Below are 24,127 nucleotides of genomic sequence, written 5' to 3'. Positions count from 1 at the left end.
GGTGGTCGTCGGGGACTTATTGGGGCTCTTAGCTGACCACGAGAAAAGTGGGGGCCGTCCCGAATCGGGACGGCCCCCACGTCAGGTCTGAAAAATCAGTCGAGTGAAGCAACGCGCTTGGCCAGCTTGGACTTGCGGTTCGCGGCCTGATTCTTGTGAATGACGCCCTTCGACACGGCCTTGTCGAGCTTACGTGAAGCAACGCGCAGTGCCTCGGTTGCCGCTTCCTTGTCGCCAGCTTCAACGGCCTCGCGAGCCTTACGAACCAGGGTCTTGAGTTCAGACTTCACTGCCTGATTGCGCAGGCGGCGCTTTTCGTTTGTGCGGATCCGCTTGATCTGAGACTTAATGTTCGCCACAGTCGGGTAACTCCTTGTTTTTGGAAACGTTCAGGGTCGGTGAGGGCTGTGTCAAAGCCGGGACTGGGACATGGGGACATCCGCGAGCGACTTCAACCAGACCCCCTGCCCGACCAGGCTGGGAGTCCGACCACCGACTTTACCAGTATGGCCCTTTTATGTGCCATCTCGTCCAGCAGAAAACAACGTGAAGACCCTCACGATTAAGCGGAATACTCGTGAAAATAGGTGTGTTTCGACAGCTGGACGCGGTTATCCACAGGCTCGTCCTCGTCCCTGTGTTTTCTCAATACCAACTGACATGATGAGCGCACTCACTCACCCAAGCCCCCGCGTGAGCAAGGGGCGTAGGTGCTGCCCGCCGCCATATACGTGAGCGGAAAACAGAAACGACGACCCGCGCAAGGAGACGACTCCGAAAGCGCGATGATTTAAGGAGCCAATGATGAAACCCTGCACAACGGTGAAACCCCGCACGACGAGCCTGTTGACAGTGATGGACCTGCCTTTGGTGGCGGTGCCTTCGCGAGGGGGAGACGGAGGTCAGTCGGAGGAGGAACTATGCACTCCAGCCGAACTGATCGAGGAAGCAATTGAAACCGCAACCCAAGGAGATTATGAGAAGGCGGTGTCTCAAGCTGAAAGAGCCGTGATCCACCCGGCAACAAATTCGCAGGACACACTGGCGATTCTTCGACTGCTGATCACGTGGAACGGACAAATGGATCGGCCGAATGTCGCGCTTGCATGGGCAACGATCGGCAGTATTCATTCCACGCTCGTCAAGGGAGCAGATAGTCACGAAACTCTGACGATGCGCAATGCCACTCTGTATTGGGCCTGCATGTGCGGTTACAGCAACCTGGACAGCCAATTCAACGAGCTTCGTCAGGATGTTCGCAGAGTATGTGGTGACAACGATCCCTTGGTGTGGGCGGTGGAGAATAATTCCGCGATGCCGTCGAAACTATCGGGGGACTGGGAGCGTGCAATCGAGATCTATCGGAACTTGCGAGAGGACATGTCTGTGCGCTGCGAGAAGTCGGACGTCCTGTACCTGGCGGTGCGGGATAATTTCGCTGAAGCACTGGGTGAGGCTGAACGTTTTGACGAAGCCATCGAAGAGTATTCCGCGTTGCTCACTATTCTCACCGACTGTTTCGGTGCCGATGATCATCGGACTTTGAGGGTCCGTCATTGCTTGGCTCGGATGACCTACCTCAGTGGGGACTCGTGGGGAGCAGAAAACCTATGGAATGATCTCGCAGACCGATTCGAGGAGACATTTGGTCCCAGTGACCCGCGTACCGTCACTCAGATGGTCATCCAGATGACCTTTGCTATGGATCACCAGGAGTGGGATCAGGCGGCGCTGTGGTGTCAGAAGATTCTCGCGGTGGCTCCGCAGGAGTGGGACGAGGACGAGCGCGCGCTATTTCACGATGTCATGGCAGATATTGAACAAAAAATCAGTCAGAGGCGTCTGAGCGCCTAGGAGCGCATCGACAATGGAGAGCGGGCAAGCAAGGGGATGGGCTTTTGGGGCATTAGCTCCGATAGGAATGCTTCAGAGATGGACGATGGAAAAACACCCGGCGCGTGCGTATGCCGATGTCAAGGATCGATGACGTCCAGATGTGGGGGAAACGGCACGTCCTGGTTCGCCATGAAGGGCCCGATAATGGGACGATAGGGGAGTTAGAACCTGTTGGAGGAACCTGTGCCCATCCCCACGTCAGAGCAAAGTGCGCTGATTCAGCCGGCGAAGACCAGCCAGTCGCGGATTCGGAATTTCTGCATCATTGCCCACATCGACCACGGCAAATCGACTCTTGCTGACCGAATGCTTCAGCTCACCGGAGTCGTTGAACAACGCGATATGCGTGCGCAATACCTCGACCGCATGGACATCGAGCGCGAACGTGGAATCACGATTAAATCTCAGGCGGTCCGCATGCCGTGGGCCGTTGATGGTCAGCCGTACGCGCTTAACATGATTGACACCCCCGGACACGTTGACTTCACCTACGAGGTGTCGCGTTCGCTCGCCGCCTGTGAGGGCGCGGTGCTGCTTATTGACGCTGCTCAGGGCATCGAAGCGCAGACCCTTGCGAACCTTTACCTTGCTTTGGAAAACGACCTGGCAATTATCCCAGTTCTCAACAAGATCGACCTGCCGGGTGCGCAGCCAGAAAAATATGCGCACGAGGTCGCTCAACTCATCGGAGTTGACGAATCCGACGTTCTCAAGGTGTCGGGGAAAACAGGTGAAGGCGTCGCAGATCTTCTTGACACCATTGTCCGCACCGTTCCCGCACCTGAAGGAGATCCTGACGGCGCGACGCGCGCGATGATTTTCGATTCCGTGTACGACACATACAGGGGCGTTGTGACCTACGTCCGCGTGGTTGATGGCACGTTGAACACGCGTGAACGTATTCGCATGATGTCCACTGGAACAGCGCATGAGCTGCTTGAACTTGGTGTGATCTCACCCGAGGCCGTGCCATCTGCAGGAATCGGAGCAGGTGAGGTCGGCTATCTCATTACCGGCGTGAAAGACGTGCGTCAGTCACGAGTTGGCGACACGGTGACCTCAGCAACCAAAGGAGCTGAGCAACCGCTTGATGGTTACCAGGATCCGCAACCGATGGTGTTTTCTGGAATCTACCCGGTTGACGGCACAGACTTCCCAGATCTGCGTGATGCGTTGGAACGCCTCCAACTCAACGATGCGGCCTTGACATTTGAGCCGGAGTCGTCTGCCGCCCTGGGATTTGGGTTCCGCTGCGGCTTCCTCGGTCTCCTTCACTTGGAGATCATTCGCGAGCGCCTCGAACGCGAGTTCAACCTCGATCTCATCGCCACGGCACCGAACGTTGTCTACCAGGTCATTACCGAGGACGGAACCAGCGTGCGCGTTGATAATCCGTCGGAATATCCCGAAGGCAAAATTCGCGAGGTCCGTGAGCCGCTGGTCAACGCGACGATCCTGACGCCCACGGAATTCACCGGCACAATTATGGAGCTGTGCCAGGAGCGCCGCGGAACTATGAAAGGCATGGACTATCTCAGTGAGGAACGCGTCGAACTCCACTACGCGTTGCCGATGGCGGAAATTGTCTTCGACTTCTTCGACCAGTTGAAGTCACGAACCCGGGGCTATGCCTCGCTTGACTATCAGGAAGCCGGGCAGCAGGTTGCCGACCTCGTCAAGGTTGACATCCTTCTCAACGGTGACCGGGTTGATGCGTTCAGCGCGATTGTTCACAAGGATGCGGCCTACTCCTACGGTCAGCGCATGACCAAGCGCTTGAAAGAACTCATTCCTCGGCAGCAATTTGAGATTCCCGTTCAAGCGGCCGTGGGTGCGCGTGTGATCGCGCGAGAGACAATCAAGGCTTTGCGCAAAGACATGCTGGCGAAGTGCTACGGAGGCGATATTTCGCGTAAACGTAAGCTGCTGGAGAAGCAGAAAGAGGGCAAGAAGCGGATGAAGTCCATCGGCCGCGTTGACGTGCCGCAGGAGGCTTTCATTGCGGCGTTGACATCGGATGTTCCCACGGGGAAGAAATGAGCAACGCCGACGCTTCCCACGGTCACGACGCGGCGGGGCAGAATACTTCGTCTTCGTCTTCGTCTTCGTCCTCGTCCTCGGCCCCATTGCATACGAATGATGCTCAACCCGGGGGCAAGAAAGCCCCCGGAACGCCCGGTTCCCCTGACGTGTACATGGCGCGCACAAAGTCGTTCACTCGTCGATCCCGTGATCTTCCCATCGGTCTTCAACGCACATGGGCGACCCACGGTGACCGCTACGTCATTGAGCCTCGACGCGGCATCGGATTCACCACGATCGCTGAGGATTTCCACCTCGATATTGCCCAAGAGTTTGGCCGCAGCGCCCCAGTGACGGTTGAGATCGGCTCAGGAACCGGGGAACAGATCGTTGCAGCGGCCGCCTCGCACCCAGACCGCGACTACTTGGCGCTTGAAGTGTGGGTCCCTGGGATTGCGAAACTCATCTCGAAGGCCGCAGCCGCAGACGTATCGAATATCCGCGTTCTTGAAGCTGACGCCGCCCAAGCTCTGCCCATCCTCCTGAAGGATGCATCGGTTGCAGAAGTGTGGACGTTCTTCCCTGACCCGTGGCGCAAGGCCCGTCACCGCAAACGCCGCCTCGTATCCGATTCCTTTGCCCGCGAGATCGCACGGATCCTCCAAGACGGTGGGCTGTGGCGTTTGGCTACGGACTGGGATGACTATGCGTGGCAGATGCGTGACGTCGTTGAATCCTGCGATCTTCTCGCCAACCCCTACGAAGGTGAGCGACCCGATCCTGAGGACCCCGAACCTGAGCGCGGCGGCTTTGCCCCGCGTTTTCAGGGACGCATCATCACACATTTCGAGACCCGAGGGATCGATGCGGGGCGCAGGGCTCACGACATCGTCGGAGTTCGGCTTCCACGTCCCACAGTAGACGGGCCCTCGGAAAACGTCCCTTGTGGTGACTCTCGGTGAGTACACAAGCTCGTCAGAGCGCACACGCAACCCTGATCAGCGCGCTCGTTCTCCTGAGCCTCGCGCTGCTCCTGCGGTCCCCGATTTCCGTGATCCCCCCGCTACTGCGAGACATCGGCGAGAGCCAGGCCCTTGATGCCGTTGCCCTTGGCGCGCTCACTTCCGTTCCCATTGTGTGTTTCGGTCTGCTGACCCCCGCAGGTTCGAGTCTGCTTCGTCGACTAGGACCGAACGCGGGAGGCATGGTGTGCCTCGTCCTCATTGTGATCGGGGCTGCGATCCGCTCCGTCGGTCCAGCTGCGTTCCTTTTCGTGGGCACGGTCATCATTGGTTTTGGCATGACCCTCGGCAATGTCGTTATTCCCCTGCTCATCGGTCGAGACTTCCCCTTCCGTGCTTCCCTCATGACGGGTCTGTACACGGTGTCAACGAACCTGGGGGTTGCGGCTGTCACGATCGCCGCTGTTCCCACGGCCTCCCACGTGGGGTGGCGATGGTCAACATTCCTATGGGTCGCAATTCCCGGCATCATCATCCTTACCGCATGGCAGTTCGTGTTTCCTCCACAGATCAGGGGACGAGGACGAGGCGCGCACTCACCTGCGCTCCCAGGAGAAATCCACAGGAAAACGCAGGCTCGTCCTCGTTCCCTGAGGTCTGTGCCTTCAGTGGTGCTTCTCGCGGTGGCGTTCGGCGCACACACCTACGCGTTCTTTTCCCTCGCCTCGTGGCTTCCGACGATGCTTGAAGACATCCTCGACATGAGCGCATCCCAGGCGGGAACAGCAACATCACTGTTCCACGTCTGCGGAATCCTCGGATCACTGCTGCCGTCATTGACCTTCGGGGTGCTCAAATGGAGTCAGCGCGCAACACTTGCCCTCGTCTGCGCATGCTGGCTGTCAATGCCGCTGGGACTTCTGTGTGCCCCCGCGATCTGGGCGCTGTGGTGCACTCTGTGCGGCATCGGACACGGCGGATTTTTCACGGTGCTCTTCACAACGGTCATCGAGCAATCTCCGTCGCTCGACATCAACCGACGTGTCGTGTCTTTCGTGCAAAGCATCGGCTACATCGTTGCCGCAATCGGCCCCATCTCCATTGGGTGGGTGCACACGTGGAGTGGATCGTGGCGGATTCCCTTCGTCATTCTCACCGCTTCGCTCACGCTCATGACTGTGTCAGCATTCATTGTGTCGCGCCGCCCCCTGGGGCTGGAGGTACTCGACACCGTTGACCGAGACTGGGACTTACGATGAGCCCACACCAACCCGATGGGATCACCTGGCCAACGGACGGCAGGATCGATCCGGCCTGCGCCGAGGTGGAGCAATCACGCCCGCTGAGCGTCTACGTTCATGTTCCGTTTTGCCGGGTGAGGTGCGGCTACTGCGACTTCAACACGTACACCGCACAGTTCGGCCAGGGAGCCGACCTCACGTCCTACCATGAGTCCGTTGTCAGTGAAGTACGGATGGCCGCCTCGATCCTCAACGATGCTGGCTTTGCGCGCAGACCAGCGCGAACCGTGTTCTTCGGCGGAGGGACGCCAACGCTGCTGGACACCCGGAGTATCGCGGCAATCCTTCACGGTATTCGTTCGCATATCGGTTTAGCCGACGACTGTGAGATCACCGTCGAGGCAAACCCGGAAACTGTGGATGCCCAGCGGTTGAAGGCTCTCAAAGACACGGGAGTGACGCGCGTATCCTTTGGCATGCAGTCGGCAGTCCCCAGTGTTCTTCGCACCCTTGACCGCACGCACACCCCCGAGCGTGTGCCCGTTGTTGTTGCAGCGGCACGTGAGGTCGGGCTTGATACCTCACTTGACCTGATCTATGGCACTCCCGGTGAAACTGTTGACCAGTGGCGCTTGAGTGTGGAAGCGGCAATTGGGATGCGTCCCGACCATATCAGTGCCTATGCCTTGGTCATTGAGGAAGGCACCAAGATGGCCGCTCAGGTTGCGCGCGGAGATCTGCCTCTTCCCGACCCAGACGATGAAGCGACGAAGTACGAACTTGCCGACGAACTCTTAGGCGCAGCGGGATACCGCTGGTATGAGATCTCCAATTTTGCGCGCGTTGAAGGGGACGAGGACGAGTGTGCTTCCACGAGTCTTCGTCACGCATCCTGCCATAATTTAGCCTATTGGCGCGACTGGGACTGGTGGGGTTTCGGCCCGGGGGCGCACTCCCACATCGGGCGTCTGCGCTGGTGGAACGTCAAACATCCGCGCGCTTACGCGGGGCGATTAGCGGGGGGAATGTCGCCTGGGGCAGCAGGTGAAATCCTGGGAAGCACCGAGCGTGAACTTGAACGGGTGATGCTGTCGGTGCGCACGGCCGACGGTGCCACGCTGTCTGAGCATCAACGCCCGGACCGCGTTGCCAGACTCATCGCCGATGGGCTGGTAGATCCTGTGTCAGCGCTTCGAGGTCAGATCGTTCTCACGCTCAGAGGCCGTTTGCTCGCCGACCTCGTCACGCGCACTCTCATGGGATACGACGGCTAAAAACGATCTGCCAGTGTCACTGAATACCGGGCGCGGTGACGAAGTCGATGAGTTCTTCGACGCGTCCAAGGAGAGCAGGCTCAAGGTCGCGGTATGTGCGCACGGTCGCGAGAATTCTTTTCCATCCGCGGGCGATGTCGGCCTGGGTGTCGTGGGGCCAGCCAAGGTGAGTGAGGGTCCCAACTTTGATGTCCGTTCCGCGGGGAATATCAGGCCATTTCGTCAGGCCCAGGCGTTCGGGTTTAACGGCCTGCCAAATGTCAACGAAGGGATGGCCGACCACGAGGACGCTCTCGCCCCAGCGACGCATGACGGCGTCGGCGATGCGCGACTCTTTTGATCCGGCAACGGCATGGTCGATGAGGATGCCGGCTCGGGCGCTGGTGGTCGGGGTGAATTCTTCAAGAATTTCTTCGAGATTGTCCACTCCTTCAAGGAGTTCAACGACGATTCCTTCGAGGCCGAGGTCCTCGCCCCACATGTGTTCAACAAGTTCAGCGTCGTGTCGTCCCTCCACCCAGATACGCGAGGCCTTGGCGATGCGGGCTGGGGCGTGAGGAACAGCGATCGACCCGGAATTGGTTACGCGACGGCCCATCGGGGTTGTCGCAGCTAAATGATCCGGTGGTGCTGACCGGGGGCGTGGAGGGCAGGCGTTAATGGGTTCTCCGTCAAGCCAAAAGCCTGGGCCAAGAGGGAAAGAACGGGTGCGTCCGTGACGGTCCTCAAGTTCGATGAGGTACACGCCTGCGGACTTTTCAACCCGGGTGACCGCGCCCACCCAACCTGTGGTCACGTCCTCGAGAACCATCCCGTATTCAACGGCGACGTCACGGGAACGAGGACGACGCGCATTGGGCCCCTCGCGATGCGGGTCGTGGGCGAAGATATTCGTCCCGTAGGGATCAATTGGTGTCACAGTCACGGCCGTAACTTTAGGTGAGCACCGTGATGAAAGAAAATACGCCGAGAGTGAATGTGGCGCTCAATGAACGAAAAGACACAGAATGCGGACGGGAAAGCGAAGGGAGAGGGGAGTACCATTGGCACTCAGAAGAGATGAGTGCCAGCTACCGGACACTCTCAGTGAGAGTCCCGACATGGCGAGAGCCTGATTCATCCGAAGAACGCGTCGCGTCTGGGTGAATTCACGGGGCGATCGCAACGGTCACAGCGAAGGAGGCGTGCGATGAGTAATGACCGCAGACTTGACGTGCTGCGCGCCATTGTCACCGAGTACGTCCACACTCGTGAACCCGTTGGCTCAAAAGTCATTGCGCAGTCCCACGACCTCGGGGTGTCCTCGGCAACGATCCGCAACGACATGGCTGTCCTTGAAGAAGCTGAGCTGATCTACCAGCCGCACACGAGCGCCGGTCGCGTCCCCACAGACAAGGGATACCGCGTTTTCGTTGATCAACTTCGCACCCTCAAACCGATGAGCCTGCCCGAACGCAAGGCCGTTGAATCCTTCCTTTCTCAAAGTGACAACCTCGACGACGTTGTCACACGGACGGTGCGTCTGCTGTCCCAGGTGACTCGCCAAGTCGCCGTCGTTGAATACCCTGCGTTGGTACGCGAAAAACTCCGCAGAGTTGAGTTCGTTGACCTTGCGCCCACGAATATCCTTGTCATCGTTGTCACTGAGTCTGGGCGCGTTGAACAGCGCACGCTCGTCCTCGTTCATCCTTTCTCCGCTGAGGACCTCAACTGGGTGCGAAGCCGAGTGAACGCGGTAGCTGAAGGCCGCGACGTCACCGAGGTGCACGAAGCCTTTGACACCCTTGCTGACGAGGCCCCCGCGCACCTGCGAGACGGGGTGATGATGATGACCGAGGCCGTGAGTGATCTCCTGGAATCCACCGCGGAATCACGAATCGTTCTTGCGGGGATCTCGAACCTTGCCCGCGGAGCCGTTGACTTCGGTGACATTGCACCCGTGCTTGACGCCCTTGAGGAACAGGTCGTCCTCATGCGACTGTTCTCCGAACTCAACCAAGATGACGATGTGCATGTGACGATCGGTGAGGAAAACCCGCACGACGCGCTTACTCAAACATCCGTTGTCACCGGGACCTACCGGACCACGGATTCACCATTCGCGGCGCGCGCACACCTGGGGGTTGTCGGCCCAACACGCATGGACTACGCCAAAACAATGTCCTACGTCAGGGCTGTCGCCGCATACCTGTCGAGGTTCCTCAGCCAGTGAGAACCGTCGACGCTGACACAGGAAATAGACGCGCCACGCCAGAATCTGCGCATGAACACGACAACCGCAACAACACACTAGGGGATAGCAGCGAGTGAACGACTACTACGAGATCTTGGGTGTTTCCCGCGACGCGAGTCAAGAGGACATCAAGAAGGCTTATCGGAAGATGGCGCGCAAGCTCCACCCCGACTATGCCGGACCTGAGTCGGAGGACGCATTCAAGGACCTGTCGGTTGCCTACGAAACTCTTTCAGATCCGCAAAAACGCCAGCTTTATGACGTTGGCGGTCCCGAAGCAGTCCAATCAGGAGGCACACCCTTCGCAGGTGGAGCCGGTGGATTCTCCGATATTTTTGACGCGATGTTCGGCGGGGGTTTCTCCACGGGATTCTCCGGTGGTTCCTCGGGTCCAGCATCCAGACGCCAGCGTGGTCGTGACCAGCGCATCGGCGTGGACATCACTCTCGAAGAGGCCACCTTCGGTGCGTCAAAGACCGTGAAATTTGGGACGTATATCCGCTGCGAAACGTGCGGTGGTCAGATGACGAAGCCCGGGACGAAGCCCGAAACCTGCTCGGCGTGTCACGGCACGGGCTCAACGATTCGCCAGGTCAATCACCCGCTCTTCGGTGCGATGCGTACCCAGACAACGTGTTCGACGTGCCAAGGATACGGAACGACCATCGCTGAACCGTGCCCCGACTGTGCTGGACAGGGGCGTGTTCATACGCGTCGTTCTCTGAGCATCACCATTCCCGCGGGTGCGGACGAGGGGACGCAGATTCGTATTTCCGGTGAAGCTGAAGTCGGAACCGGTGGCGGCCCTCAAGGGGATCTGTACGTGGTCATCCGCGAAAAGAAGCACGCGGTTTTTGATCGACGTGGCGACGACATCCATACGTGGATCACGATCCCCATGACGACGGCGGCGTTGGGCACTGACTTTGAGCTCGACACTCTTGACGGTAAAAAGACCGTGACCATTGAACCGGGAACTCAGCCGAACGCGGATATCACACTGCGAGGACTGGGTGTCGGTCGCCTCCAGCGCCCCGGTCGCGGTGACATGCACGTTCATATCGACGTTGAAGTGCCCAAGAAACTTGACGATCGTTCTCGCGCGCTCCTTGAGGAATTGGCGTCGATTCGCAAAGAGTCGCGCCTCGAACCTCACCGCAAGGACTCGGGGTTCTTCGGGAAACTCCGTGAAACTTTCGCAGGGCAATGACGAGGCCGGTTTTCTTCGCTGAAGACGCTCTCAGCGACGCGGGAGCGCTCTCGGACCGCACGGTCCTTGCTCGCGTGAGTGTTGGGACGCATGTGCGTCTCCGCGGAGCAGAGGGACGTCACGCAGGCACCGTCAAACGGCTTGGCGAGAGCGAGAGCGTCGACCTCGTTGATGGGGATGGGTTTCGCCTGGTCTGCCAGGTTATTTCTTCCGATAAGAACGGCCTTGATCTCCGTGTGAATGAGACCATCGCCGAGCAGCCCCCGCTCGTCCCATTGACCCTTGTCCAGGCGCTGTCCAAAGGTGGCCGTGACGAGCTTGCCGTTGAGGTGTGCACGGAAATCGGCGTTGATCAGGTGATCCCGTGGCAGTCGAATCGCGCGATCGTTCGCTGGTCGGGCCCAAAGCGTGACAAGGGACACGACAAGTGGAGATCCGTTGTCCGCAGCGCAGCAAAGCAGGCGCGTCGCGCGCGTATTCCTCGGGTTGGTCAGGTGTGTGACTCGGCGGAACTGACCCGGTGGGTGCGCAGCTTCATTGACGAGGGCGGGGCTGTCGTCATGTGCCATGAGGAGGCGACGCTCCCTCTGACACAGGTTGTCGCCGACATCGCTGTGCGTGACGCAGACACCGGGGATTCAGGTGTTTTCCGCGGGGGAATCGCGGTGATTGTTGGGCCCGAGGGCGGAATCGATCCGCAGGAAAGCGCGGACCTTGAAGCGGCGGGAGCCATCAAGGTTCTTCTGGGCACCAATGTTCTTCGAGCGTCAACGGCCGGCGCGGTCGCAATGACACTCATTGGAGCGCACGCCGGCCGTTTCGACTGATCGCAGATCGTGCTCGTTTTTTCGACGCATGCTGCGATGAACGCAGACATTGTTTGCGTTCATCGCGACGCGTGTTGTGGCCCAGGAGCGCCAAGCTGCGTGGATTTAGACCAGCGATGTGGCGCCTAGGCCAGTGATCCAGAAATTGTGAAGGTCAGCGTATGTGACTCGCCGGGGGCCAACACAATGACGTCCTCACCTGAATTAAAGGCATCGGGTGGGCAGGTCATCGGTTCGACAGCAGCGCCGCTACGCGCAAGTGCTGGATGATCACCGGAGAACACCTGAACCCACGGGACGTTTGCTGACAGCGAGGACGTCAGGCCCGTGTCTGGATCGCGCAGACTGACGGTCCATTCGGTGTCGGGAAGGCCGGTGAACGCATGATCGATCCGGCGTGCGTCAATCGTGTGCGACGAACGGAAATCCACGTCGAGATCGGTGACAGAGCGGGTTGCAACGGGAGCGAGGTTCTCATCGACCTCGAGAACGAGATCAGCGGGAACGGTGAGCTCGCATTGATCAACCGTCTTGCCGTCAACACTGAGGTAGGGGTGGGAGGACACGCCGTAGGGTGCGGGTTCGGAGCCAACATTCTTCGCCGAAAGTGTCACCGTGAGTCCGCGCGTTGAGTGCACAGCGTAGGTGACCCACGCTTCCAACGCCCACGGATACCCGTAGCGCGGCGAGATGAGTGCGCCCAGCGTTGCAGAATCATGATCGGCGTGGACGACTCTCCAGTCTTCCCAGCACATGAAGCCGTGAAGAGCCGCTCCCGTTGAGAATTCATTGACGGGAACCTCATAGGTTTGCCCTTCCCACGTGTAGGTTCCACGGCTGATACGATTTGGCCACGGCATGAGTGTCTTGCCCAGGTATGAGGGAGGAAGCTCATCAACTGAATGGCCGATAATCAGGTCGTGTCCCTGGAGAGTGAGGCCGGCGAGTCCGGCTCCAACGGTGACAATCCGCGCGGTGTAGTCCCCGGATTGAAGGGTGATTTCAGTTCCTGACATCTTCGAATGCTTCACAGCGTGTCCTCTTCGTCGTCGTCGAGTTCCTGCGGTTGGCAGCTGCACCAAGTCTAGTTCTCGCCGGCTCGAATCGACGTATTCACGACAGCGGATGTTGACGTTCACTATCCGTCACGGATGGTCTGTGGTCATGTGGCGTGGATGCCGCGCCGGAGAAGATGGGGCAGAGGGGAGAACAAACAACAGAATGTTCCGTAGGGGCGTCACAGTTGTCCACGTTGCGAACGCTGCGATCTTCGCATAAATCGGGCTGTCATGATGGCGATTATGACAGCCCACAAGCCGACGTTGCTCATCTCGAATGTCCTGCCAAGCCGACCAGGAGATCCGATGTATGACGCACTCATCATGTGCCTGTGGGAACGTATCATCACCGCCGCCTCGTCCTCGTGGAACATCATCCGGGAATACGCCCAACTCGACGGCCCTGAGGGAATCCCCCTACGAGCCCATGAGGCTGACGCAATCATCGTCATGGGTGGCGAGGACGTGCACCCGTCCTGCTACGGCAAAAGCCAGGGATACGAAGACGAAGGACGCCACTGGCTTCGCGCAGACCACGCTCAACTGGCTCTCGCGCGCTACGCCGCAGCCACGAACACGCCGCTTGTGGGGATCTGTCGCGGAATGCAGATTCTCAACGTTGCTTTCGGTGGGACCCTCACCCAACATATTGAATCAGGTGAGCACAACAACCCGTTGATCCTTGAGGATCGCATATTCGTTCGCCATCCGGTGACGATTGCGCAGAATACACAGCTTGCGTCCATCTATCCCGGCCATGAACGACTCGACGTTTCCTCCGCCCATCACCAATGTGTCGAGGAACTGGGAACAGATCTTGCGGTGAGTGCTCGCGCTGAGGACGGCATCGTCGAGGCAATTGAGCACACACGCCTGCCGATCCTCGGAGTGCAATGGCATCCCGAAGACCCCGCGGCCCCGATAGGGGACCTGGAAGCGATCCTCGAATATCTTCGGATGTCCAGGCTCCATCAGGAACCCGCGACTCTCGATGCAGCTCAGAGGCAGATTGCCGCATAGCTGATGAGCGTGACGTGGCAGAGGCTATCCTGAGTGTGTAGCCGTTAGTGCGGTGATGTCTACGCATCCGCAATCGGTGATCCGCAGGCCTCTTTCGTGTGGGGTGAGGCAAGGCGTCAGTGGGTCTGGAACCCGAGGGATCTGAAGTACTCTCGGACCTTCTCAGTGGCTTCAACCGACGGGGGTTTTGTCTCCTCTAATGCGTAGTCAATGCCCAGCGCTGCCCACTTGTCACGGCCCAGCTGATGGAAAGGCAAAACCTCGACTCGGTCGATAACTGATCGCCACCGAGAAATAATCTCACCAACGCGGGCGATGTTCTCTCCATCATCCGTGAGCCCGGGAACCAAAACGAAACGAATCCAGATACGCGTGGATCCACCGCGAGCAGCAATTCGATCCCCGAAATCGATTGTCGGCTGCAACTGACGCCCCGTGACCTTCGTGTACGTCTCCGGATCGCCGGACTTCACATCCAGCAGCACCAGGTCAATATCGTCAAGCATGTCATCATCACAGTTGGCACCGAGGAAACCCGAGGTGTCAATGCACGTATGAACCCCGAGTTCTTTTGCACCGCGCAGGATCCGGCGGACAAACGCGGGCTGCATGAGGACCTCGCCGCCCGACAGGGTGATTCCGCCGCCGCTGGCACGGAAAACCCGTCGATAACGGCGAATTTTCGCCAGTAACTCCGTGTCGGTGACCGGGGCACCATTCTTCATGAGGAAGGTGTCGGGGTTGTGACAGTACAGGCAACGCAACGGGCACCCGTTGAGGAACACCGTCAAGCGCGTTCCGGGACCGTCAACCGCCGTCACAAGTTCCCACGAGTGGACCGATCCGAGGGTTCCCTCGCGCATCATCGCAAGACGTTCGGAACGTTCGAGATCGGTGAGTTCCGTCAGACCCGCAACCCCCTGACCGATGGTCCGAACCGCGGGCGCATCGAAATCTGAATCGCGCGTCTCAGCGTCGGAGTCGGAGCTACTGCGTGGGCCCATGTGGATCAGCGAGGTGCCGTCACCCACGGGAGCAACGCTCAAAGAACTGGTCATATGTCGTCGAAAAGGTCCTGTCATCGGATATTTTTGGGGCGCAGAACCCCTGACGGCTCTGCGCCCCCGAACTGCCCGCCCTGACGCAGACAACGGCGTTAAACGCCGCCTCGGGGCGTGAGACCTCGCAGTCCCACACACCCGAGAGTTGTCGTTAATCAGGCCGAGTGGTGGAAGGTCCGGGACAGAACGTCCAGCTGCTGCTCACGGGTGAGCTTAACGAAGTTCACCGCGTAGCCGGAGACGCGAACGGTGAGGTTCGGGTACTTCTCCGGGTGATCGATCGCGTCCTCGAGGGTGGCGCGGTCAAGGACGTTGATGTTCGCATGGTAGAGAGCATCGGACTGGCCGCGTTCCGCGCGAGCAGCTTTCATCGAGGCGAGACGTTCTTCGTAGGTTTTCGTAGCCATGTTCTTCTCCTTAAATGGTGGTCACTGCGTGGTCAACGGGATGTGAGGTCCCTTGCGACCACACGCTGTGGGGATATTTGCTGTGTCTTAGTTGCCAACTGTGACGGGGACGTCGCAAGAATCATCCGGAACGAATCCGGCGTCGAGGATGCCCACGAGGTTCTCGATCTGCTCATCCTTCGTGCGTCCCAGACCGGACGGGGTGATCGTGTTGGTCAGAGAAATGCCGTCGAGAGCATCGTTGTAATCGAGCTTGCCGACCGACAACATCGAGGCAACCATGCCGTGCGTGTCGATGCCGTTCTCAGGGTTAGCACCCGGAGCGAAAGGCGTTCCGGCCTTGTGACCCGAGGGGAAAGAACCCGTGGCCTTTCCGTACACAACATTCGACGTGATCGTCAGGACCGACTGCGTGGGAATGGCATCGCGGTACATCGGGATCGCGCGGATCTTGTCCATAATCGTGTGAACGATTGTTGCGGCGATATCGTCGGCGCGGTCATCGTCATTGCCGTAGGTCGGGAAGTTGCCCTCGGTAATGTAATCGACAACGAGGCCGGTCTCATCACGAACGGGCGTGACCTTGGCGTACTTGATCGCCGAGAGTGAGTCGGCAACGATCGACAGACCGGCGATACCGCAGCCCATCGTCCGAATGATCTCGGAGTCATGCAGAGCCATCTCAACGGACTCGTACGCATAACGGTCGTGGCAGTAGTGGATGATGTTCAAGGCTTCAACATAGGTGCCGACAACCCAATCGAGCATGTCCTCGTACTTTGCCCACACCTCGTCGAAGTCAAGCGGGCCGTCGCCCTCGATCCCGGACAGGCCGGTGACGATCTGCTTGCCCGACATTTCGTCGCGGCCACCGTTGATCGCGTAGAGCAGGGACTTTGCAGCGTTGACGCGCGCGCCGAAGAACTGCATTTGCTTGCCCACACGCATCGGGGAAACACAGCAGGCAATCGCAGCGTCGTCGCCCCAGTGCTCGCGGATCTGGCCGTCGGACTCGTACTGAATGGACGAGGTTTCGATAGAAATGGCGGCACAGAAATCCTTGTATCCCTTCGGCAAAGCCTCATCCCAGAAGATCGTGATGTTCGGCTCGGGTGCGGGACCAAGATTGCGCAGGGTCTGAAGCAAACGGAAAGACGTCTTGGTGACGAGCGTGCGTCCATCGTCACCAAACCCGGCGTCGGACCACGTGGCCCAGTAGGGGTCACCGGAGAAAATCTGATCGTAGTCGATGGTGCGCAGGAATCGCGTGATGCGCAGCTTGATAACCAGCGCATCGATGATCTCCTGAGCGTCTTCCTCGGTGATGAGGCCCTTGGCGAGATCGCGCTCAAAGTAGATGTCGAGGAAACCCGAAAGACGACCGATCGACATGGCCGCGCCATCCTGAGACTTCACGGATGCGAGGTAGCCGAAGTACGTCCACTGGACGGCTTCCTTCGCGTTACGCGCGGGACCGGAGATGTCGAAGCCGTAGTCTGCGGCCATCGTCTTGAGTTTCTTGAGGGCCTTGATCTGCTCGGAGTGTTCCTCGCGGTAGCGCGCCCAGTGCTCAGAGAACGGCTGATCTGCGTACCGGTCCTTCGCTGCCTGCTTGTCTTCAATCAGGCGGTCAACGCCGTAGAGGGCAACGCGTCGGTAGTCACCAATGATTCGGCCGCGCCCATAAGCATCCGGAAGACCGGTGATGATGTGGGAGGAGCGAGCCGCGCGAATACGGGGAGTGTAGATGTCGAAGACTGCGTCGTTGTGAGTTTTGCGGTACTTGGTGAAGATCTTCTTCACTTCGGGGTCGACCTCTTTGCCGGCCTCCTTGATCGCGGTCTCAACCATGCGCCAGCCACCGTTGGGCATCATCGCGCGCTTGAGTGGAGCATCCGTTTGGAGACCGACAATGACGTCGTCGTCCTCGCTAATGTAGCCGGGCTTAAACGCATCGATGTCGGCGGGAGTGTGAGTGTCGACATCGAGGATGCGGACCTTGCGCTCTTCGGAGAGGTAGGTCTTCTCCAGGGTGTCCCAGACACGCAGAGTTTTATCGGTTGGGCCTGAGAGGAATGACGCATCACCTTCGTAGGGGGTGTAGTTCCGTTGAATGAAATCGCGGACATCGATCTCACGGTCCCAATTTCCTGTGTTGAATCCGTCCCAGGCGTCCGTTGTGTGGGCGTCAGAAACGGTCTGCTCAGTCGTCATCTTTCCTCTTCTCGAATGATCCGTTCCCCGATGGGGGCTTCGGTAGTACGGAGCAACTCCGTTGTTGTGCCGGATAGGCATCGCGTCCATTGTCACGCGGATAGGACTAAACGACCATCGACGTGCTCAAAGATGCTGTATGTATTTTCTCTCAATGGATGTGAACGCTCAACATTTCGCGGTTTATATCACCCCGTGAACGTGGTATTGGCCACTGTGGAAACGATTGAGTCTTCAACGGCACGACACGATGATGCTGCGTCGATGTGGCCACGGGCCGGACTCATGTCGAGGAGCAGCGCAGTGCCCCATAAAATGGCGCAGACGCATCCTCGCGTCATCACGTCCCACGACAACGGAGAACAACAGTGGATTCACGCTACCCCTCCCTCAAGGTTGGTGTCCTCGGAGCCGGAACCGTCGGATCGCAGGTCATCCGGATGCTCACCGAGCAATCCGACGACTTCGCTGCGCGTTCGGGAGCACGCATGGAAGTTGCGCGCGTCCTCGTGAGGAATGTTGACGCGAGGCGAGATGCCCCCATTGACCCCGCATTGCTCACAACCTCCCCGGATGAGGCAATCACGGGCATGGATATCGTTGTTGAACTCATCGGCGGAATTGAGCCAGCACGCACCCTAGTTCTTCGCGCGCTCAACGACGGAATCTCCGTGGTCACAGGTAACAAGGCGCTGCTCGCCGCTCACGGACCAGAGCTTTACGCCGCGGCAGCCGAATCGGGAGCCGACCTGTACTACGAAGCAGCCGTGGCAGGTGCTGTTCCGGTGGTGTATGGCCTGCGTGAGTCGCTTGCGGGAGACCGCATCACGAAGGTCATGGGAATCGTCAACGGGACAACGAACTTTATCCTCGGCGCGATGAACAGCCAGGGCATGACCTACGAGGACGCCTTAAAGAAGGCGCAGGACCTCGGATTTGCCGAAGCCGATCCCAGCGCAGATGTTGACGGACTCGATGCGGCGGCAAAGTGTTCGATCCTTGCCTCGCTCGCATTCCACACGCGCGTGGGAATCGAAGACGTTGCCGTTGAAGGAATCACCTCAATTACCGCCGAGGACATGAGCGAGGCCGCCTACTTCCATCGGACGATTAAGCTCCTGGCCATCGCGGAACGTCGAATCGGCGAGGACGGGCGCGAAGGCGTGTCCATGCGCGTCCACCCCACCCTCGTTCCACTGGATCATCCACTGGCTGCCGTTGACGAGGCATTCAACGCGATCCTCGTCGAAGGTGAAGCCGCTGGCCGCCTGATGTTCTACGGCCAGGGAGCCGGGGGAGCTCCCACAGCATCCGCCGTTCTTTCCGACCTCGTTGCCGCTGCTCATCACCGGGCATACGGCGGTCACGCCCCGCGTGAATCCGTCTACGCCCACCTCCCCATCCTTGACCCCGGCACAGCGAAAACCCGCTACCAGATTCGGATGCAAGTCGAAGACAGACTCGGCGTCCTCTCCGACGTCGCGGGAATTTTTGCGCGCCACGGAGTGTCGATCCAATCCGTTCACCAGCGTGACGACAAAGAACCCGGAGCATGCGTCATCATCGCAACAACGCACCTCGCCCGCGAAGCCGATCTTCGCGCCGTCGTCAACGCACTCGGACAATCCGATGCGGTCCGAGAAGTCACCTCGGCGATACGCGTAGAAGGGGAGTAGTCACTGTGCGTCTGCGTGATGACTTCGTTGCGGTGAAGGTGCCCGCAACCACGGCCAATCTCGGGCCGGGCTTCGACTGCATGGGCATGGCGTTGGACCTGTGGGATGAGATCGCGGTTCATGCAACCGCCGGACCAACATCCGTTGTCGTTGAAGGGGAAGGTGCGGGCACAGTTGCAGTCGACGACACGAACCTCGTTGTCTCATCGCTGCGTCTCGCCTTAGATCACGTGGGGGCTCCGCAGGTCGGGATCCGGATGCGTTGCCGTAACCGCATCCCGCATTCGCGTGGTCTCGGGTCATCAGCTTCAGCGATTGTTGCGGGAGTGGCGCTGGCGCGCGCCCTGATTGGCGAGGACGAGGTTCTGTGCGCTCAGGATCAGTTGGAAATCGGAACGCACATCGAGGGACACCCCGATAACGTTGCTCCGGCCGTCTTCGGCGGGGTCACGATTGCGTGGGCAGACAATGAACGCGTCGGTGCGATCCAGATGACTCCTCCGGCCGGTATTCAACCGGTGGTGTTCATCCCCGGATTTGAGTTATCAACAACGTCGGCGCGTGCCGCTCTTCCTCAATCCGTCAGTCACAGTGATGCGCGATTTAACGTTGCTCGCTCGGCGCTGCTTTCTGGGCTCCTGTCGGGGGCCGCCGAAATCCCCGAGGGGTCGTCATTCCATGATCTCCTCATGGATGCCACTAAGGATCGACTTCACCAGGAATATCGTCGTTCATCGATGGAGTCCTCTGCGGCACTCGTTGATTGGCTTCGCAGTGCGGGCCTTGCTGCCGTGATCTCCGGAGCAGGACCAACAGTGCTGTCTCTGGAACCCGTGTCAGCGACGATCATTCGCCAGGCTGAGGGAGCCGGATGGCGTGTTGTTCCCCTGAAGGTGTCTGGGGCCGGCGTGCGAATTACCCGTGGTCGTTTGGCGGGACCAACGGGAACTGCGGACTAGCTGACCCTCGTTCACAGGGGAAGACGCGCGCTCGTCCTCGTCAATGAAGAGGAGGGGAAAGATCTGTGCACTCCACCCCGGTCGTGTGATTTAAGGCGCACGGAGGGAAAATTCTTCGCTATCGGAGTGGATGCGAGGCGAAGAGTTGCTACTATCAACACAACGGTCCACGTGACCAGCCGTCTCGCGCGGCATCCTGATCAACGTGTGACGGCATCAAGTCCGCCGCGTATCACCCCGAATTTACGGGAATCCAATTCCGCCCATTGTGGGCATTTCCAGTAAGGAAAATGAGTGAGCAACCAACAAGATGCTGAAGTGACACGAGAGTCGCTTTCGACAATGAAGCTCGCCGAACTTCAAGCTCTCGCTTCGCGGGTCGGGATCAAAGGCAAATCAAAGATGCGTAAATCCGAGCTCGTGGAAGCATTGAGCGCATCGGTGCAACCCCCGGCTTCCCGCCCAGCGGCCTCGGCATCCCAGAAGACCACGAACGAATCGCAGCAGCGGGAACGATCCGCTGCTCGTCGCGGACGCCCCGCCCGGCGCGTCGCACAGACTTCCGAGGAAACACCAACTGATCAGCTCCCCGTCGATGCGGCCGTTGAAACAGCAGAATCCTCCACGCAGCAGGCCGAACCCAGTGCGGCTCCGAAACGTCGGACTCGCCGTCGTGCTGCCGTTTCCGAACCAAGTGAACCCTCGCAGGTGACCATCGAACTTCCGGAACCCATTCGCTCGGCCACGCCAAGCGAAACCTCAGACAATGCCGGTGACGAGGCTGCGCGTCAACCTCGTTCAAGTCGTGGCCTCGATTCGATTGAACTGCCTGAAGGTGACGATTTCGATAGCCGCGGACGCAATCGTCGTGACCGCAACCGGCGTCGTGACCGTAACAGGAACGACCGCAATGATCGCGGCGAGCGTAACGATCGTGGAGACCGGGGCGATCGGGGGAATAACCGCGACCGGCGTGAACGCCACAATGGTCGCGACGAGCAGCCCCTCGATGAGCAGCAGCTCGCGCCCATCGCCGGCATCCTCGATGTGCAAGACAACCACGCCTTTGTGCGCACGTCAGGCTACCTGCCCGGCCCTAATGACGTCTATGTCACCCTGGGGAATGTGCGTCGGTGGGGACTGCGCGCGGGAGATGCAGTTGCCGGAGCAGTTCGCCTCCCTCGCGAGGGAGAACGTCAGCGTCAAAAGTACAACGCGCTTGTTCGCGTTGACTCCGTTAACGGCATGACCGTTGAGGATGCGCAGGCGCGACGTGAATTCGGCAAGTTGACGCCGCTGTACCCAACGGAGCAGCTGCGTTTGGAAACCTCGGCGAAGGCGTACACTCCTCGCGTCATTGACCTTGTTGCCCCGATTGGTAAGGGACAGCGCGGGCTCATTGTCTCGCCTCCGAAGGCCGGCAAGACGATGGTCATTCAGCAGATTGCCAAGGCGATCGAAGTCAATAATCCCGAGGTACACCTCATGGTTGTCCTCGTTGACGAGCGTCCCGAAGAAGTCACGGATATGCGCTCGATTGTCAATGGTGAGGTCATTGCCTCAACCTTCGACCGTCCAGCATCCGACCATACGATTGTCGCGGAGCTTGCTATTGAGCGCGCGAAGCGTCTTGTTGAGCTGGGACAGGATGTTGTTGTTCTTCTTGATTCCCTCACGCGTCTGTCCCGTGCATACAACCTTGCTGCTCCGGCGTCGGGTCGAATTCTTTCCGGTGGTGTTGATGCCTCAGCGCTCTACCCGCCGAAGAAGTTCTTCGGTGGTGCCCGTAACCTCAAGGAAGGTGGATCGCTGACAATTATCGCATCCGCCCTCGTTGAAACGGGATCGAAGATGGACGAAGTGATCTTCGAGGAATTCAAGGGCACCGGCAACATGGAGCTGCGACTGTCGCGTCAACTGGCAGATCGTCGCATCTTCCCGGCCATCGATGTCAACGCATCGGGTACTCGCCGCGAAGAGATGCTGTTCAAGCCGGAAGAACTGCGGATCATGTGGAAGCTGCGCCGCGTTCTGGGAACGCTGGATCAGCAGTCCGGCCTCGAACTGGTTCTTGAAAAACTCAAAGAAACCCAGTCGAATGCTGAGTTCCTCATGCTCGTTCAGAAGACGACACCCGGAACTGACTGACAGTGATATTCAGAATTCCCCGGTGGAGCGGTTCATTCTTAGCCTCTCCACCGGGGTTTTCGATTGCGGAAATGGCAGGGTAGTTTTGGCTCGCAGGGGTCTTAAGGGATAGCTGGCCCTGCGGGTGTCTGCCATGTCACCCGCCGATATCCTCAGTTCGGGTTTCTATTCGCTGAGAAAATTGGCATAATATCCCGGTCGGTTTCCGGTTCACCGGTTCGTCGCCGAGGGGTGCGCCCCTGACGGAACAATACGCATCATCGGATATGGAGCGATTGACGAATCCGGACCCGGGGCACTCAACGAACCAGGAGTCAAAATGAAGAAGGGTATTCACCCTGAATACGTGGACACGGTTGTGACCTGTACCTGCGGCAACTCGTTCCAGACACGTTCGACAATCACCACCGGCGAGATGCGCGTTGACGTGTGCTCGGCCTGCCACCCGTTCTACACGGGCAAGCAGAAGATCCTCGATACCGGTGGTCGTGTTGCGAAGTTCGAGGCTCGCTACGGCAAGCGTGTTCGCCCGTCGAAGTGAGCTGAGTTCACTGCGTGAATGAGGTTTCGTTGATGGCGCCGGTGATGCCAGTCACCGGCGCCATTGCACATCTTGGCCTATTGGCCAAAGCGTGTTGGTTTTTGGGTTGTTTTTCGTTGGTATGGCGGGGGAAAGTGGGTGTTGGACTCGTTTCGGCTCGAGTTTTTGGTTGGCCATTTCGTGTTGGTTTTATCCTGGTTTTTTATTGATATTACGGGGCAAATTCGGTGTTGGAGTCGGCTTGGATTGGGGGATGGGAAATCCTCGATGCAAGATCTGTGGTGGCGTAACGCAAAAATGGGGTTCAACGCAAGCTGGTAGGCCACGATTTCGGTGTCGGATGTGCAGGGCAAGCCAGTCGCGGAGTAGTGACGTTCGGGCCCGTGATTTCGCAGCGTTTTTGGACTTTGTTACGGGTAAGTACACTCTGGCTGATCACGGTGGACAGGCTCGTACACTGCGGCGGCGTAACGAGCCGTTTTGGTGTTTGTGGCCGGTTAGTCCCCTCGTTGATGAGGTTTGTCATGTGGTGTTTGTTGACGGGATCTATCTGTCCCACAAGCTCGTGATCCTCATTGCTTGCACGAAAACTCATGTTCTTGGCTGGTATGTGGCCAAGGGTGAAACCACCCGCGCCTGGCAGTCTTTGATGTCTCGTATTGCACCCCCAGATGTTATGGTCTGTGATGGTGGGCAGGGAATCGCCAGTGCTGTCGCCGCTACTTGGCCTGGAACCCGGATTCAACGCTGCACGTTTCATGCTTTTAGCGCGGTCAAGCGTAAGACCACGACCCGGCCTCGCACCCAGGCAGGTGTTGACCTGTATGCCCTGGCTAAAGCCCTCTTAAGGATTGACACACTCGATCAGGCAACTCAATGGATGAGCCATCTTGCCCACTGGAACAACGCGTATAAGACGTTCCTCGCCCAGCAGACGCGCCTACCTAACGGCCGGTGGGTTCCCACCCACGCCCGGTTGATCCAGGCGAAGAACTCGCTGAACACGCTGGTCAAGAAAGGCACTCTGTTTACCTATCTTGACCCCAGACTCCATGTCGATGCTGATCCCATTCCTAGGACTTCGAATCTGATCGAGGGAGGGATTAACGCCCAACTGAGGGCCTTGCTGCGTGTTCATCGGGGGATGAGCCTTGATCACCAAGTCAAAACCGCCTTGTGGTGGTGCTACCTGCACACCGAATATCCCGGCACACCAGCCCACATCCTTAAGCACACGATCACCGACCAACAGATCATCAACCTGTTCGAAACCACCAGACACCGAGCAAACGCACAAACCCAAATCGAACACTGGGGCACTGGCGTTAACTGGACCGACTTCCACCACAACGGCACCTGGCACGAAACCTACTAACAC

General features: G+C 58.8%; 20 protein-coding genes. 14 read left to right on the top strand and 6 right to left on the bottom strand.

Annotation, left to right across the window (positions count from 1 at the left end; genetic code table 11):
• Positions 1–95: 95 nt before the first annotated feature.
• A complete protein-coding gene (gene rpsT, locus G7Y41_RS05965; protein ID WP_165215691.1) occupies positions 96–359 on the bottom strand; it encodes a 30S ribosomal protein S20 in 264 nt (87 codons plus the stop codon).
• A gap of 442 nt (positions 360–801) precedes the next feature.
• Here rpsT and G7Y41_RS05960 point away from each other — a divergent pair, with 442 nt between their 5' ends.
• From G7Y41_RS05960 to hemW, 5 genes are all read left to right on the top strand, one after another.
• Positions 802–1,854 (top strand): tetratricopeptide repeat protein, encoded by a 1,053-nt coding sequence (locus tag G7Y41_RS05960; RefSeq protein WP_165315940.1) that lies wholly within the window; start codon positions 802–804, stop codon positions 1,852–1,854.
• A 225-nt stretch (positions 1,855–2,079) separates the two neighbouring features.
• A complete protein-coding gene (gene lepA / locus G7Y41_RS05955; protein ID WP_165315941.1) occupies positions 2,080–3,936 on the top strand; it encodes a translation elongation factor 4 in 1,857 nt (618 codons plus the stop codon).
• A 155-nt stretch (positions 3,937–4,091) separates the two neighbouring features.
• Complete coding sequence (gene trmB, locus G7Y41_RS05950; protein ID WP_196819571.1) at positions 4,092–4,880, top strand: tRNA (guanosine(46)-N7)-methyltransferase TrmB; 789 nt, start codon at positions 4,092–4,094, stop codon at positions 4,878–4,880.
• On the top strand, positions 4,877–6,139 hold the full coding sequence (locus G7Y41_RS05945; RefSeq protein WP_165315943.1) for an MFS transporter: 1,263 nt from the start codon (positions 4,877–4,879) through the stop codon (positions 6,137–6,139). Before trmB ends, G7Y41_RS05945 begins: the two co-directional genes overlap by 4 nt.
• Positions 6,136–7,395: a radical SAM family heme chaperone HemW gene (gene hemW, locus G7Y41_RS05940; protein ID WP_165315944.1), complete on the top strand. Its 1,260-nt coding sequence runs from the start codon at positions 6,136–6,138 to the stop codon at positions 7,393–7,395. Before G7Y41_RS05945 ends, hemW begins: the two co-directional genes overlap by 4 nt.
• A gap of 16 nt (positions 7,396–7,411) precedes the next feature.
• Here hemW and G7Y41_RS05935 read toward each other — a convergent pair whose 3' ends face one another.
• Positions 7,412–8,320 (bottom strand): DUF3097 domain-containing protein, encoded by a 909-nt coding sequence (locus tag G7Y41_RS05935; RefSeq protein ID WP_165315945.1) that lies wholly within the window; start codon positions 8,318–8,320, stop codon positions 7,412–7,414.
• Between the two features lie 264 nt (positions 8,321–8,584).
• Here G7Y41_RS05935 and hrcA point away from each other — a divergent pair, with 264 nt between their 5' ends.
• From hrcA to G7Y41_RS05920, 3 genes are all read left to right on the top strand, one after another.
• Complete coding sequence (hrcA, locus tag G7Y41_RS05930; RefSeq protein WP_165315946.1) at positions 8,585–9,607, top strand: heat-inducible transcriptional repressor HrcA; 1,023 nt, start codon at positions 8,585–8,587, stop codon at positions 9,605–9,607.
• 94 nt (positions 9,608–9,701) lie between these two features.
• Positions 9,702–10,838 carry a molecular chaperone DnaJ gene (dnaJ, locus tag G7Y41_RS05925; protein WP_165315947.1) on the top strand — a complete coding sequence of 379 codons (1,137 nt, stop codon included), beginning with the start codon at positions 9,702–9,704 and terminating at the stop codon, positions 10,836–10,838.
• Positions 10,835–11,665 (top strand): 16S rRNA (uracil(1498)-N(3))-methyltransferase, encoded by an 831-nt coding sequence (locus G7Y41_RS05920; RefSeq protein ID WP_165315948.1) that lies wholly within the window; start codon positions 10,835–10,837, stop codon positions 11,663–11,665. The genes dnaJ and G7Y41_RS05920 overlap by 4 nt, the downstream gene beginning before the upstream one ends.
• A gap of 125 nt (positions 11,666–11,790) precedes the next feature.
• Here G7Y41_RS05920 and G7Y41_RS05915 read toward each other — a convergent pair whose 3' ends face one another.
• On the bottom strand, positions 11,791–12,696 hold the full coding sequence (locus G7Y41_RS05915; protein WP_231367241.1) for an aldose-1-epimerase: 906 nt from the start codon (positions 12,694–12,696) through the stop codon (positions 11,791–11,793).
• A 270-nt stretch (positions 12,697–12,966) separates the two neighbouring features.
• Here G7Y41_RS05915 and G7Y41_RS05910 point away from each other — a divergent pair, with 270 nt between their 5' ends.
• Positions 12,967–13,743 carry a gamma-glutamyl-gamma-aminobutyrate hydrolase family protein gene (locus G7Y41_RS05910; protein ID WP_165315949.1) on the top strand — a complete coding sequence of 259 codons (777 nt, stop codon included), beginning with the start codon at positions 12,967–12,969 and terminating at the stop codon, positions 13,741–13,743.
• 116 nt (positions 13,744–13,859) lie between these two features.
• On the opposite strand, the gene pflA is transcribed toward G7Y41_RS05910, so the two are convergent.
• From pflA to pflB, 3 genes are all read right to left on the bottom strand, one after another.
• A complete protein-coding gene (gene pflA / locus G7Y41_RS05905; protein WP_165315978.1) occupies positions 13,860–14,747 on the bottom strand; it encodes a pyruvate formate-lyase-activating protein in 888 nt (295 codons plus the stop codon).
• 212 nt (positions 14,748–14,959) lie between these two features.
• Complete coding sequence (gene grcA2 / locus G7Y41_RS05900; protein ID WP_165215641.1) at positions 14,960–15,211, bottom strand: autonomous glycyl radical cofactor GrcA2; 252 nt, start codon at positions 15,209–15,211, stop codon at positions 14,960–14,962.
• 87 nt (positions 15,212–15,298) lie between these two features.
• Positions 15,299–17,425, bottom strand: coding sequence for a formate C-acetyltransferase (gene pflB, locus G7Y41_RS05895; protein WP_165315950.1), 2,127 nt, complete (start codon positions 17,423–17,425; stop codon positions 15,299–15,301).
• A gap of 368 nt (positions 17,426–17,793) precedes the next feature.
• On the opposite strand from pflB, the gene G7Y41_RS05890 reads away from it, so the two are divergent.
• From G7Y41_RS05890 to G7Y41_RS05870, 5 genes are all read left to right on the top strand, one after another.
• On the top strand, positions 17,794–19,101 hold the full coding sequence (locus G7Y41_RS05890; RefSeq protein ID WP_165215636.1) for a homoserine dehydrogenase: 1,308 nt from the start codon (positions 17,794–17,796) through the stop codon (positions 19,099–19,101).
• 5 nt (positions 19,102–19,106) lie between these two features.
• A complete protein-coding gene (thrB, locus tag G7Y41_RS05885) occupies positions 19,107–20,060 on the top strand; it encodes a homoserine kinase (protein WP_165315951.1) in 954 nt (317 codons plus the stop codon).
• A 294-nt stretch (positions 20,061–20,354) separates the two neighbouring features.
• On the top strand, positions 20,355–22,208 hold the full coding sequence (rho, locus tag G7Y41_RS05880) for a transcription termination factor Rho (RefSeq protein WP_165315952.1): 1,854 nt from the start codon (positions 20,355–20,357) through the stop codon (positions 22,206–22,208).
• A 319-nt stretch (positions 22,209–22,527) separates the two neighbouring features.
• Positions 22,528–22,749: a 50S ribosomal protein L31 gene (gene rpmE / locus G7Y41_RS05875; protein ID WP_165215607.1), complete on the top strand. Its 222-nt coding sequence runs from the start codon at positions 22,528–22,530 to the stop codon at positions 22,747–22,749.
• 253 nt (positions 22,750–23,002) lie between these two features.
• Positions 23,003–24,124 (top strand): IS1249 family transposase, encoded by a 1,122-nt coding sequence (locus G7Y41_RS05870; RefSeq protein ID WP_165315953.1) that lies wholly within the window; start codon positions 23,003–23,005, stop codon positions 24,122–24,124.
• Positions 24,125–24,127 lie beyond the last annotated feature (3 nt).

The organism is Schaalia sp. ZJ405 (assembly GCF_011038885.2).
Classification (GTDB): Bacteria; Actinomycetota; Actinomycetes; order Actinomycetales; family Actinomycetaceae; genus Pauljensenia.
The sequence above is the reverse complement of the archived record's forward strand: the minus strand, read 5'-3'. Positions and strand labels throughout refer to the sequence as shown.